Annotated in this window: 15 protein-coding genes; all 15 read left to right on the top strand. The window is 29.8% G+C overall.

The features are described from left to right. The first annotated feature begins 143 nt into the window (after positions 1-143). The 15 genes from ACSIGC_RS09245 to ACSIGC_RS09315 all read left to right on the top strand — a co-directional run bounded on the left by ACSIGC_RS09245 (position 144) and on the right by ACSIGC_RS09315 (position 13,294). Positions 144-731 (top strand): hypothetical protein, encoded by a 588-nt coding sequence (locus tag ACSIGC_RS09245; protein ID WP_442264541.1) that lies wholly within the window; start codon positions 144-146, stop codon positions 729-731. Between the two features lie 147 nt (positions 732-878). Further along, positions 879-1,424 (top strand): TPM domain-containing protein, encoded by a 546-nt coding sequence (locus ACSIGC_RS09250; RefSeq protein WP_442264542.1) that lies wholly within the window; start codon positions 879-881, stop codon positions 1,422-1,424. 452 nt (positions 1,425-1,876) lie between these two features. After that, positions 1,877-2,572, top strand: a complete 696-nt coding sequence (locus ACSIGC_RS09255; protein WP_442264543.1) for an SMI1/KNR4 family protein — start codon at positions 1,877-1,879, stop codon at positions 2,570-2,572. A 74-nt stretch (positions 2,573-2,646) separates the two neighbouring features. Next, the gene (locus tag ACSIGC_RS09260; protein ID WP_442264544.1) at positions 2,647-3,321 is read left to right on the top strand and encodes a hypothetical protein; all 675 of its coding nucleotides are present in this window, start codon (positions 2,647-2,649) and stop codon (positions 3,319-3,321) included. A 355-nt stretch (positions 3,322-3,676) separates the two neighbouring features. Next, entirely contained in the window at positions 3,677-4,054 is a 378-nt protein-coding gene (locus tag ACSIGC_RS09265; RefSeq protein ID WP_442264545.1) for a hypothetical protein, read from the top strand. A gap of 440 nt (positions 4,055-4,494) precedes the next feature. Next, positions 4,495-5,055, top strand: a complete 561-nt coding sequence (locus tag ACSIGC_RS09270; protein ID WP_442264546.1) for a hypothetical protein — start codon at positions 4,495-4,497, stop codon at positions 5,053-5,055. A gap of 152 nt (positions 5,056-5,207) precedes the next feature. After that, positions 5,208-5,627 (top strand): hypothetical protein, encoded by a 420-nt coding sequence (locus ACSIGC_RS09275; RefSeq protein WP_442264547.1) that lies wholly within the window; start codon positions 5,208-5,210, stop codon positions 5,625-5,627. 119 nt (positions 5,628-5,746) lie between these two features. Beyond that, entirely contained in the window at positions 5,747-6,427 is a 681-nt protein-coding gene (locus tag ACSIGC_RS09280; RefSeq protein ID WP_442267755.1) for a DUF7832 domain-containing protein, read from the top strand. 155 nt (positions 6,428-6,582) lie between these two features. After that, positions 6,583-7,650: a restriction endonuclease gene (locus tag ACSIGC_RS09285; protein ID WP_442264548.1), complete on the top strand. Its 1,068-nt coding sequence runs from the start codon at positions 6,583-6,585 to the stop codon at positions 7,648-7,650. Between the two features lie 434 nt (positions 7,651-8,084). Beyond that, a complete protein-coding gene (locus ACSIGC_RS09290; RefSeq protein ID WP_442264549.1) occupies positions 8,085-9,113 on the top strand; it encodes a hypothetical protein in 1,029 nt (342 codons plus the stop codon). Between the two features lie 266 nt (positions 9,114-9,379). Then, complete coding sequence (locus ACSIGC_RS09295) at positions 9,380-9,796, top strand: hypothetical protein (protein WP_442264550.1); 417 nt, start codon at positions 9,380-9,382, stop codon at positions 9,794-9,796. A 284-nt stretch (positions 9,797-10,080) separates the two neighbouring features. Further along, positions 10,081-10,452 carry a hypothetical protein gene (locus ACSIGC_RS09300; protein WP_442264551.1) on the top strand — a complete coding sequence of 124 codons (372 nt, stop codon included), beginning with the start codon at positions 10,081-10,083 and terminating at the stop codon, positions 10,450-10,452. A gap of 126 nt (positions 10,453-10,578) precedes the next feature. Continuing rightward, a complete protein-coding gene (locus tag ACSIGC_RS09305) occupies positions 10,579-11,106 on the top strand; it encodes a hypothetical protein (protein ID WP_442264552.1) in 528 nt (175 codons plus the stop codon). 149 nt (positions 11,107-11,255) lie between these two features. Further along, complete coding sequence (locus ACSIGC_RS09310) at positions 11,256-11,486, top strand: hypothetical protein (protein WP_442264553.1); 231 nt, start codon at positions 11,256-11,258, stop codon at positions 11,484-11,486. Positions 11,487-12,028: 542 nt separating this feature from the next. Continuing rightward, the gene (locus ACSIGC_RS09315) at positions 12,029-13,294 is read left to right on the top strand and encodes a caspase family protein (protein ID WP_442264554.1); all 1,266 of its coding nucleotides are present in this window, start codon (positions 12,029-12,031) and stop codon (positions 13,292-13,294) included. Positions 13,295-13,696 lie beyond the last annotated feature (402 nt).

Raw genomic sequence — 13,696 nt, forward strand, 5'->3', positions numbered from 1 at the left:
GACGGTTATACGAGACCGTTACCACACATTTGAAAAAAACACATTACATATCGATAATTTTAGTTTTAAACACAATCTTTTCGTTTGCCCAAAACAAAATTGAATTGTTTTCCAATGATTGTAGTAAAGAAAATGGTTTTACTATGTTTAAACTAGATAGGGCAAAACCAAAAATTCTGACCAACCAAAAATTTGAACAAACTGAAAAATATTGGGGAAATGAAAAAAAGATAATCGTAAATAACTCTGACTTTTTAAGAATCGAGTACACGAATATTTTTGGACAGCAAATCGATACGACTTTCACAAAAACAAAGGAACTGACTGAAATAAAAATCTGTGTAAATAAATATAAAGACTACGATAAGAAATCTTTAATTAAAGAGTCAATTAAAAACAATGACAGTTGGGTTTTAATTTCATCTTGGGGACATCAGACTTTTGAATCTGACAAGCTGATTTTAAAGCCTAAAAATGGATTTTTAAAATATAAATATTACAAAAATGGTAAAACAATAAAGCGTGGAAAAATAAAAATAACGGAATCTGTTATTAACAAAATAGCTTTGTTTGAACGTAAACTGAATTTAATGCAGAATGCTGACAATTCCTGTAATTTCGGAATTAGTTATAATCTTGATAACGGAGCTGAAAAAATTAAATTTCAAGACAACAGTTGTTCTGGATTTTCGAATGAACAATTACTAACTGAATTAAAAATAGTAAAATAAAAAACGTGTGGTAACAACGTGTATAGCTCATCTCGACTGAATTCCTTAATCGGAATTCATTGCAATTTGCTATCTTCGTTTTACGTCGGAAAATCATAGCTGATTTTCCGCGACGAGCCATACACAAAACCGTTGTACATAATACCAATGAAAAAGATATTTAGAATATTTATAATTACTGTTTTAATAGTTTCTAGTTGTAAATCAAAACAGGTTGATAATATAGAATCTAAATCAGAAGCGCCTAAAGTTGAATTTTCAGAATTTGATCTTGGAGAAAGTGATTTACCAAAACTGAAACGTGAAGTAAATGATTATGAATTCATTTTTACGATAGAACAGTTAGAAAAATTGACGTTGATTATTCGTGAGTTTGAGAAAAAATCGTCTAATCAAATTGCTATAGTATCAATAGCTTCAATCGGAGAATATACTGACTTCGACAAATTCGCTATTGACCTTTCAAATTACAACGGAATTGGATTGAAGGAAAAAAATAACGGACTTACAATAGTTTTCAGCAAAAACTTGAGGAGAATAAGAATCTCAACGGGTAATGGAACTGAAAAAATATTGACGGACGAAATATGTAAGAAAATAATGGATAACATTATTATTCCTGACTTCAAAAAAGGAGAATATTACAATGGAATTGAAAAAGGAATTAAGGAGTTAATCTCGAAATGGGAATAAAAGTACTATGTACAACAAGGTATATAATTAATTGCGGCTGAATTTCCTCACCGGAAATTCAATCTTATTAATTATCTTTCCGCAACATCGGAAAACGACTCGCGTCCTTTTCCCGCAAAAAATCATACACAAATACGTTATATGCAAGCCGCATTATTTATCATAATGGCGACTTAAATAAAAAACAGTCAATTTATTTAGTAAAGTCCGCGCTTAGACAAACCTCGACATAAAAGAACATCTTTAAATAATCGCTATTGAAAATATATAATCCTTATTTTTCAACTAATAAAGAGCCAGCAAATAACAGTGTGTATATTTAGTTGCGGAATACTAACTTTTTTAAACTAAATCATATTATTACTAACTCAAAGCTTTTTTATTAAATTTACAGAAAAAGCGCAAAAAAACATACACATAAAACGTTAGCTGCAATACCTACGAAAATAAATATGGAACATTTTTCAAAATACGAAATCGAAAAAGATGACTTAAAAAATCTTCTGAGTTACGAATCCCGAGATGGTTTTGAGCTAATTGAGAGAGACGATTTTGAAAGTATGCTTGAATTTTTTGAGCAATATGAAATTTACGAAAATTTGATTCCAATACTAACCGATAACAACTCAAACTATTGGTGTTTATATGTTCAAGGAAAATTAAAAGGAACTGTTTGTTATTTATCTCACGACGAAGTAAATCTTGAACCTAAATTTAAGAACATTACTAAATTGATAAATACGATTAATAAAAACCCAGAGGCTTACGACTTTAGTGAGTTGGATGTTCAAGTTTTTGATTATCCGAAAAGAGAAAATGAAATTGACTTAGACAACAGAGAAGAAATAATCGCTGAACTTCTGACTGAATTGGAAAAAGTTTCTGAAAATAAAGAAGATTTAAGACAACAATTAGCTTTTTCTGTTATGGCTTTAGTAAAAAGCAAGGAAATTGAATCGTATATTTATTCTTTTTTGGACGATGAAGATATGTATATCCAAGAAAGAGCAATAGATATAATAGGATTTCATAAATATGAACCTGCAAGAAATAAACTGATTGAATTGACCAAAACCGCAATGGATAATGGAAAATCAGCAGCAGGAAGAGCATTAAAAGAATTGAATAAAAATAAATATAGCAGCTAACAATGTATAACAAATCATAGCCGCCTATCGGCAGGCTACGCTTGTTATACGAGACGTTGTAAGCAATTTGAGAAATGGGAATACTATCAAAAATATTTAAGAAAAAATCTGCATCAGACAAAGCAAGTCTGATTTTGGACGACAACGGAATTAACTCAATTGGTGGAAAGGCAAGTTCCGAAATTAATATTCCTGAATTAGAGACAAGTCCGATTGTCTACTTTGGGTGCATATCCAAAAATGAATCTCATTTCCCGAAAATTGATTTTGACTTACATTTATTATGTCCAATATTCATTGACTTGCAATCACCTGTGTTTTTTGACTATTCAGACCCAAAAAAACCAAAACTGATAAGGGATAATGTGGATTCGAATTTTTATCAATTATTTGAGGACATACCATCGGATGCCTATATTGAATATAAGAAATTGAATTTCAAGATTGAAAATGCACCTTCAAGAAAAATAAAGGTTGGCGTTCACGAATTTGACATGGTGCCTGGAGAAATTGGTCACACTGTAATACCTAATTGGATTCACGATGAAAATTGGCTTAATTGTCCAATTTCTGGAAACAAAATGGAATTTCTATTTCAGATAGGAGATATTGATGACTCGGAAACTGTAAATGGACAAGAGATTTTAGATAAAGAATCATTTGACCCTTATCTACACTTTGGACACGGATATTTATATGTATTTTACGAACCTGAATCCAAAGTTGTTGGATACATAAATCAACTATAAAAAACTGCTTACAACAATGGCTATAAGTAATTGCTTGTTCTCGCCCTCTTCTGAAAATCCTCTCGGATTTTCAGCTTGGTGTGTACTTGCAAAGTTAATCGCTAACCCACGCAACTACTCATAGCCGAGACCGTTACCCAACATTTACAATAAATTGAAAACAAGAACAAAATACATCCTTCTAATTTTATCAATTATCACATTTACTTTATTAATTTTTAATTCAGTAAAAATGCAATATTGGTACAATGTAAAGTTGGAATTGACAATTTCAAAAGTTTTATTTTTTATAGGTTTTATAAGTGTTGGACTTTATTCCCTCGCTAAAGATTGGCGGAATTTCTTGACAAAAACAATGATTGGCACATTTGGAATCTGTTTTGTTTTAAATTTACATTTATGGACTGAATATTATAAATCTTTACAAAAACAAAAGAGACTTACTGAATATTATGAATTAGATACTTGTGAAAAAATGGAAAATAGATTCTCTATTGACTTAAAAAAGGGTGAATTAAAATACTTTCATTTTGGTATTGGCTCTATTATAGGAATGGATGAAATTTTGGGATCGAAATATGATATTGAATACTATTCAATGGGTTGCATTTTAAGGTCAGAAATGGAATGTTATAATAAACTAATAGATAAACATCTAAAAAAGAAATTCAACAAATCTATATCTGATATTCAAAAAGAAACTGATTTTTATAAATTAACTGAATCTGAATAAAAACATTGGGTAACAAAATGTATTATTAATTGCTTACGGATTTATCCTTCGGACAAATCTCGCAATACCAAAAGTTCATCTCTTTTAATTAATTTTACAATCAAAAAATCGCAAATAACAATACACAAAACGTTATATGCAAGCCGCATTATTTATCATAATGGCGACTTAAATAAAAAATAGTCAATTTATTTAGTAAAGTCCGCGCCTAGAAAAACCTCGACATAAAAGAACATCTTTAAATAATAGCTTTTAAAATATATAGTCCTTATTTTTCAACTAATAAAGAGCCAGCAAATAACAGTGTGTATATTTAATTCCGGAATACTAAATACTTTAAACTAAATTATATTATTCCCAACTCAAAGCTTTTTTATTAAATTTACAGAAAAATCGCAAAAAACATACACATAAAACGTTGTGCAACATTAAAACGATTAATGAGAAAATTATTATTTATCTTATTTATTTTCACATTACTTTCCTGTAATGACAAATCTAACGAAACACGAGTTATAGAATTTCATAACATGAGGATTAAGATTCCGTCATCACTAACTCAAAAAACACTAGACTCCTGTAGTAATGTTCAATCCTATACTGATTTAGAGAATAAAAGCTCTTTAGAGTTTAAAATCTGTAATTATGGACTTATAACAGGAAGACAATCTTTTGAAAGTTTAAATAAATTTTTCCAAGAAGAGTGTGAAGTTCTGAAACATGAAATTCTTAACTCAAATTCCTTAAAGAAATTATCAAAAAAAATTGGTGATAATTATATCTTTAGACACGACTTTAGAATTGGAGAAAAGTATTTCAGTAATAATTACATCGCTTACAAAAACAATTACCTGACAATAACTCTTCAAACATTAAATAAAAAGACTCTTGCTGAATTTAAAAAAACAATAGAAACTCTTTCTTACGAAAATTTATCAAGTAAAATAAATACATCTGGAATCGATAAATGTTATTATTGTAAAAGACCTTTGTTTTGGTAAAACGTAGCACAACAAGGTGTATAATTAATTGCGGCTGAATTTCCTCGGCGGAAATTCAATCTTATTAATTATCTTTCCGCATCAACGAAAAATGACTCGCGTCCTTTTCCCGCAAAAAATCATACACAAATACGTTGGCAACAAGTCCTAAGATGAAAAAATACTATCACTCTTTTTTTATATTGTATCTTACTCTTTTTCTTAATTCATGCGTAACTGAAACTCAAAAAAAACACAATGGAAATCTAATAGGTTTTAAATCTATTGAAATCGGAGAACCAGAATACAAATATAACGTTGGGAAATATAAGTTTGACTTTAATAAAGTTCAAATTAACTATATAGACGACATAATTATCGTCAAAACAATATATAAAGTTAACGGATGTGATAAATATGATGTTAGAATTAGTAAAATAAAAGATACTATAAAATTAAGATACGAGCCCATATCTGAAAGTTCATGTAAGTCTTTAAGAGTAGACGAATTGACCTACATTATCGACAACCCTAAAAAAAAGAAATGGATTTTTGACAAATTAAAACCAGTTGCCAACAAAATGTATTATTAATTGCTTGCGGATTTATCCTTCGGACAAATCTCGCAAAATCAAAAGTTCACCACTTTTAATTAACTTTACAATCAAAAATCGCAAATAACAATACACAAAACGTTGTAGCCAATTTGAAAATGACAATTCGATTAGAAAAGAAAAATAGAGTAACAACTGATTTTGTTCAGATGGAAATCGATAGACATCTATTGAAAATTCAATCTGGAAAAATTGGGAAAAGCGGAATTTCTGAATCTACTAAACATTGCGGAACAAATGCAAAAGCAATAAATGAATTGAATAAATTAAAACAAGAATTTATTGACAAAAAATATATTGAAGTAGAAATCCTAAAACGACCAGATGGTTTTAACGGAGTATATGATAAAGCGAAATGGCATTTTGACGGAGAATTTCCGAATGAATTAGACAATTTTCAAGGTTATGTTCATACTGGATTTTACTTGACTTGGATTATTGAAAATGGACTTTTCGACACAAATGACGATGAATTTTTGAATTCAGAAATTTCTAAAGTCAAAAAAAGAAAATTAACTGGAGCTGAATTTTTCGAAAGAAATCTTGATGGAGTGTTAATGGATGATGATTTGACTGAATTAGGGAATGAATTCACGTATAAATACTATGAAAATGGAGACTTTTTAGAAGATTATTCTGAAACTTTGGGTACAGATTTGCCAACACTTTACCATATTCAAGATAATTGGGAGAATTATGAAAAATTCAAGCCAATTTTGAACAAACGATTTAAAAGTTGGAAAAAATCAAAAAAACCGAAATGGTGGAAATTAAACTGAATAAAAACTGGCTACAACAATGTATAACCGCAATTACGGCGGATTCGACTGCGTCCGAATCCACTCGGAATTGCGAGCATCAGTGCTTAATCGAAAAATAGTAATTTAAAACCGGTAACTGACGGTTATACGAGACCGTTACCAGCAATTAGAAAATGGAAGAAAATAAGCGACTAGACATATTTAAAACCTACGAAGAATTTGAAGCACTGATTGCTAAAATTCTAAAATTTAAAGGTTTTACAGTAAAAGATGTAAGCCGAAATAGAGATATTGGTTACGATTTAGATATTGTAAAGAATGGTAAGGAAGCAATTGTTGAAATAAAAATCCAAAGAAATAAAAAGGCAAGAATTGATTTGGTTAAAAGAGCTTGTCAACAATTATTCTTTGTTCATAAGAATCGAAAAGACACTATTCCTTTGTTGATTATATCTAGCTCTGTAAATAAAGCTTTTAAAAACGATATTTTTAAGAACTATGGTATAGTGATTTGGGACATTCGAGAACTATTTGCCTTGGTGATTGATTCTGGTGATTTATACTATAAACTTGAAGAGTTTCTTTTCAAATTATTTGGAGAACCTGTTGAAGAGTATTCAGTTGTTGACACAAATATAAGTTCAACTTTAATCCAAGATTTTCTAAATACTCGAATAACCGATAAAGAAGGTGAGATTATAGAACTTAAAGGCAAGCAACTTTGTGCTGAATTAAGTGATATAGGCCCTGGTCGTGGCGACTTTTCAAAATTTGAAAAAAAATGCACCGAGATATTACAGTACTTATTCAATAATGATTTAGAACTGTGGAAAGATCAGAACAGCACTCTTGACGGTTTGCACAAATTCGACCTACTTTGTAGAGTTAGACCCTCAGGAAAAAACTTCTGGGAAGAAATTCTTCATGATTTCAAAAGTCGATATATTATTTTCGAATACAAAAATTATTCAGATGTTATCAATCAAGGTGAAATTTACACCACTGAGAAGTATTTGTTCACAACAGCATTACGTTCAGTAGCTTTTATAATTGCTAAAAATGATGGTCATGTAAATGCATATAAAGCTGCAAGTGGCGCCTTAAAGGAAGCAGGTAAACTAATTGTTATAATATCAGCCAAAGATCTTTGCAAAATGTTAGATATGAAAGATAATGGAGTCGAACCTGCTGAATTATTAAGAGCAAAGATTGATGACCTTTTAATTACTATGAGTAGATAAAAGCTGGTAACAATGTATATAAAAAATAGGCGTAATATTACTAATATAAAGGTTCACTGCTTGTATCAAACTTTATGCTTAACTGAAAGTTTAGTGCTTCGAAACCGCCTACTTTTCATATACTAAACGTTATATGCAAGCCGCATTATTTATCATAATGGCGACTTAAATAAAAAACAGTCAATTTATTTAGTAAAGTCCGCGCTTAGACAAACCTCGACATAAAAGAACATCTTTAAATAATCGCTATTGAAAATATATAGTCCTTATTTTTCAACTAATAAAGAGCCAGCAAATAACAGTGTGTATATTTAGTTGCGGAATACTAACTTTTTTAAACTAAATCATATTATTCCCAACTCAAAGCTTTTTTATTAAATTTACAGAAAAAGCGCAAAAAATCATACACAAATACGTTAGCAGCAAGTTAAAAAATGAACATCAGAATAACAACATCTCTATTTTTATTTATTCTCTCTACAACTCTATTTAGCCAAAATAACAGAATTATTCTTGGCTCTTGGATTAAAACAAAAATAGAGGCATTTGATAAAGGAAATAATCCATTTATCGAAAAAAGAGATAAAAATTTTATCAAATATACTTTTGAAAATAATGGTCAAATGTATATTTCCTCTGTTTACAACGAAAAGGGCTATAAAATTAAATACACAGTTAAAAATGATATTATCGATTTACTATTCAACAAGTTTAAAATTGAAAAAATAGATAATAGACAACTAATTTTAATTGAGTTAAACAATAATAAAATTAGTCCTAGTTCGGCAAGGATGTTTTTTTCTAGAGAGCAAGTGTATTTGGATGAATTAACTCTTGACGAAAAGAATATTATCAAACAAGGAAAAGACTCTTTATATATTGAAAATCAAAAAGTTTATCCAAAATTCAGGAATAAAGACTATGCTAACGTAAAAAGTTTTATTCAACCATTTGTAGAAGGACGTTCAAACGGGAAAGAACATTTATCTTACTCGACATTTGTGATAAATACAGATGGAAAAGTCAGTGATATAAAAATTCATCATCACATTAATAAATCATATGACAAAAATTTGAAAAAGGCAATTTTAAAAACTAATGGAATGTGGATATCCCCAGTCGTAAACGGAAAAAAGGTGAAAGTTCTCAAGGAAGTTTTATTTCATTATATCTTATTTTCCAATTCAAAAAACACGAATGGAAAAATAGAAATCAATCAAAAAACAAACGGTATTACAAAATCTTACGAGTCACTATTTAAAAAGGCAACAAAGGAGTATCTTATTGGGAATTTAGAATCTGCATTGAAAATATATTCTGAGTGTGTAGATTTAACCTCAAACAATATCAATATTAGTATTCAAAAAAATATAATCTATAAAAAATTGAATGACTCATTGAATTTTGACAAAACCAAAGAAAGAATTCAAAATTCAAAGTTTAATTATACATTAAAAAAATAAAAAACCAACTGCTAACAAAGGCTATAATTAATTGCTTGTTCTCCTCTACTTCTGAAAACCCTCTCGGATTTTAAGTTTGATATATGACTTGCAAAGTTTAGTACTAATCTACGCAACTACTCATAGCCGAGACCGTTGCCAGTAATTTGAGAAAAACATTATTCATATTAATCATTCTTCTAAGTTGGACTTCATTCTCGCAAGCCGAAAGAAAACCTGATCGAATTTTGACTTATGGCTCATCGAATTATCACTATAGAAAAGCGATGGAATTCGTTGGAAAAAAATGGGAAATTGAACTTTATCAAGTTGCAGGCTCTATAATTTCACAAAAATTAGTTGACAGCGTAAAAACAGTACATACAGAACTTTGGAAAAAAATGGACAGTATTCACGGAGTAAACTCTGAAAAAAAATTTCGCAAAGAGACTATCGCTGAAATGAAACGAATATCAAAGGTTCAAAAGATATTTGATTCTAACCGACAAATTAAAAAACGAATACGCAAAATAAAAGGACAAACAAGTTCTAACCTCGAAAGTATCTCTGACGATGGAAATGTATATTATTGGACTATATATAGCTTCCAAAGAAAAAACAATCCTGAATTCAAATGGGAGCCTGAATTCAAAGTTGGAGTGAGTTTGACTAAAAATAAAATCGAAGTAATTGAACTGAAATAAAAACTACAGGCAACAAAATGTATGGTTAATTGCTTGCGGATTTATCCTTCGGACAAATCTCGCAATACCAAAAACTCACCTCTTTTAATTAACTTTACAACTAAAAAACGCAAATAACAATACACAAACCGTTACCAGCAATTCAAACTACCAAGATGGATAATTTAAAAGAATTTAACAGACTTTCCATTAGGGCAATGACCGCAATTGGTGTCTTTAGTCTTATATATTATTCCAGGAAACATGCAATTAATGATTCTGACCTAATTCAATTCGGAAATAAAATGCTAGATTTATTGACAACGGACAACATTCCTGAATGGGATAATGAATGCAATCAAATTAAAATTAAAGGCTTAGGAGATGAACTTCCAGAAGAATTGATCAACGAATACCCTAAATATCAAAACACAATTCACGAAATAACTCAAAACATAAGAGAAATAAGCGCTTCCCAAATTTATGGTGAGTGGAATCCTAAATTATCTTATTCTATGCTTAATGGAATACAGAAATTATGTCAAATTAGAATCAGGTCAGAATTTGATTTAGAGCTATTTAAAATGCATAATGCAGGATCAAATGGTTGGGGCGCAACCTTGTCGAATGAACTAATTGAAAAATGGAAAAAAGCTGGTAACAAAATGTATAGTTAATTGCTTACAAATTTATTCCTTCGGACTAAATCTCATAACATCAAAAGCTAATCACTTTTAATTAACTTTACAAACAAAAAATCGCAAATAACAATACACAAAACGTTACCACACATTTAAGAAACAATGCCTTATAAAACAGAAATCGAGTATTTAAATATTGTACTATCCGAAATTCAAGACATTACAAGTTTTAATGTTTGGAAAATATTATCAGAAGATGAGGATTTCGAATTTGAATTAGCAACTGAAGAATTAAAGCAAGAAATGTTAGATATGAGTTCTAGAGTTCAAAGACTAGGAATGACCTATAAATACTTTGACAAAATTGACCATTTCGAATATAGATTAACAGAAAAAGGAATAAAAGCAAAGGAATTAGGTGGACATCAAGAATATGAGAAATTTATTTCTAAAAAGCCTCTTGATTGGTATAGAATAGTACCAATATGCCTATCAATAATATTTGGAGTTTCAGCTGTATACTATGCAAATCGAAATTACAATCTGAAACTCAAACAAACTGAATCGAAAGAAAAGACATCGGAGTTAGAAAAGAAAATAATCGAATTTGAATCTAAAAATGACTCTTTGAATAAAGAATTACGATTGACAAAAATTGAATTGGAAAAACTAAAAAACAAAACTGAATAAAAACATGTGGTAACAATGTATAACCACAATTACGGCGGATTCGACTTCGTCCGAATCCACTCGGTAATTACTAACACTAGTTTTTAAACAAAATATGTAACTTTAATCCCGTAACAACAGTTATACAAATACGTTGTAAAACATTGCTCATGAAAACGAATTTATTGAAAACACTTCTCAAACTAACCTTTATATTAGTTTATGGAATTTCATATTCTCAAGTTGAGATTAACGGATATGTAAAATCCTCTATTACAGGTGTAAAACCAATTTCAGAAATTGATATTGAACTGTTGAACAGTAAAAAGCCTCTTTTAGAGAGAATGACAATGGCAGACAGCTTAGGTTTTTTTCGAATTAAAAAATCTGAAACCATATAAGCTTTATGAAGTTCAACTTTTAGTTTTTGGATATGATAATCAAGTTTTTAAAATAAAAACCAACGACGGAATTACCAAAACGACTCTAATCATAGAAGCTCACTGTGAATATAACAAAGAACAGGCAGACAAAGACTGGAATAATAATAGAGCAAAATTACTTTTAGTTGGATCGATTGCCCCAAGAGCAAACTCTCTATCTGATACAAGATTTGAGAAAAAATATGGAATAGAATATTTTGACTTTGGTTGTACACCTCCAACTGAAGAGTGCATAAAAATATATAACGAGCGAATATTTGAACTCATGGATGAAAAGTATGGAAAAATATGGCGTAAGAAAGTTCGTTCTGATGTTGAATATTTAGACTAAAAAAACGTTTTACAACACCGTGTATTATTAATTGCTTACGGATTTGTTCCTTCGGACAAATCTCGCAACACCAAAAGTTCACCACTTTTAATTAACTTTACAAACAAAAAATCGCAAATAATAATACACAAAACGTTAGCTGCAAGCTGAAAAAAACTTAATCGAATAAATGAAAACATTAGCATTGGTAATTGGAAATGACAATTACTACGATAAATATAAATTGGACAACGCCTTAAACGATGCACATAGTGTTAAGCAGGTTTTTGAAAAATTAGGCTATGATGTTATTTATTGTGCGAATGGGAATTCTCAGAAAATCGTTGAACTTTTAACGGAGTTTGAAGAAAAAATTAAGAATTACGATGCTACCATTTTTTACTTTGCAGGTCACGGATTTGAAGTTGAAGGAGAAAACTATCTAGCCTTTACTGAATGCCAAATTGATTTTCCAAATACATATCATTGTAAACAAACCTGCATTCAGCTAACCGACTTACTTTCCATTTATAAGAATAACTCGAATAAAATAAACATTGTAATTATTGACGCTTGTAGAAGAAGTTTCGAGCGTGGTGGAATTATAGCAACAAGTCCAATTCAGGCACCAAAAGGAACTTTAATTGCCTTTTCGACTTCGCCAAATGATGGTGCGAGTGATGTAGGTTACGAAGGGAATAGTATTTTTACAGGTTCGTTATTAAAGTACATTGGACGAGAAAGACTTTCCGTAGAGGAACTTTTTAAGAAAGTCAGAAAAACTGTATTTAATCTTAGTAGTGGTAAGCAGACCACGTGGGAACATACCTCTTTAATTGGAGATTTCTATTTTAATAATGGGCAAATGGTTCATTCAGTTTCTATTCCATATTCAGAAGATGTTGTAAAAGATGTCAATTACGTTAAAAATGACGAATTTGGAATGCTAATTAAAAAAATCAAATCTTACGATTGGAATATTCAAAATCCTGCAATTTATAACATATTGAAAATCCCTAAAAATTCGTTGGATAAAAACCAGATGTTCATTTTAGGTAGAAATTTATTACAATCAAGTGGCGCTGCGTTTAACGCTATAGAATTTATGCAAGATTTGGACAGCAACTTAAAAAAATATTCTGAACCTGACGGAGAAAATCACTTGCTAAATGGCATTCTATTTGAAATATACTTCAATCCACAAGCTGAATTTAGAAAGCACAAAACCAAAACACATTTTTTTGAAGAAATATTGTCTTTGAGAAGTAATCCTTCATTCAAAAAGTCATTTGAATTTATTAAAAACCTATTGATTTCTACCGACTATAATTTAATTTATATACCGAGTGAAAAAGATGAAATAATTGATATAGATGTCTTAGCAAACAGTAAGAAAATTTCCAATCATTTTGATATTGAAACTGAATATCAACTAATAAATAAAATTACTTTTTAACGGCATTGATATAATAAAGGATATCGCAACTTATAACATATATGGAGCGACTGAATTGGGTCTAAAAACAGTTGTCGCCAATTATCTATCAGCACCGATTGACTTGATTCAAATTAACTCGAATTTAGAACTTAAAAAAATTGCGATTGTAAAGCCAATTGAAGAAGATGATTTAATAAAATGGTAAAAAAGCCAGCAGCTAACACCGTATATAATTTATTGCTAGTTTTAGCTTACTTACGAAAATCCTCGCGGATTTTCTATTCGGTATGTATTTGCTAAATTAGGTCTTAAAACACGCAACAAACCATATACAAACACGTCACCTGCAAACTGAAGAAACCTATGGAACAAAAACATATAAATTGTAATGAATTAAGGGATTTTGTTGAATTACACAAA

The sequence above is a fragment of the Tenacibaculum aquaeponti genome, assembly GCF_052084715.1.
GTDB lineage: Bacteria > Bacteroidota > Bacteroidia > Flavobacteriales > Flavobacteriaceae > Polaribacter.